The sequence below is a fragment of the Terrabacter sp. Ter38 genome (genome assembly GCF_024519435.1).
Classification (GTDB): domain Bacteria; phylum Actinomycetota; class Actinomycetes; order Actinomycetales; family Dermatophilaceae; genus Terrabacter.
Window position 1 is genome coordinate 1 of sequence record NZ_JALJRZ010000044.1, and the last position, 332, is coordinate 332.

Annotated in this window: 1 protein-coding gene; it reads left to right on the forward strand. The window is 47.6% G+C overall.

The genetic code is table 11. The features are described from left to right. Window positions 1-332 (forward strand): hypothetical protein (locus tag NR112_RS23330; RefSeq protein ID WP_256796478.1); only part of this gene is annotated, 332 nt, incomplete at both ends.

The window sequence follows — 332 nt, forward strand, 5'->3', positions numbered from 1 at the left end:
AAAGGGAAGAAAAGAGAAAAGAGGGAAGAGAAAAGAAAAGAGAAAGGAGGAGAGAAGGAGGGGAAAGGAGAAGAGGAGAGAGAGGAGGAGGGGAAGAGGGAGAAAAAGGAGAGAGGGGAAGGGGGAGAAAAGAAAAAGAGAGAGAAAAAAAAGGGAGGAGGGGGGGGGGGAGGGGGAGAAGGGAGAAGAGAAAGAGAAGGAAGAGGGGAGGGAGGGAGAGAAAGGGGGGAAAAAAAGAGGAAGAGGAAAGAAAGGAGGAAGGAGAGAGAAGAGAGAGAAAGAAGGAGAGAAAGAAGAGGGAAAAAGGTAAAAGGCATCTGGATAATAAAAGA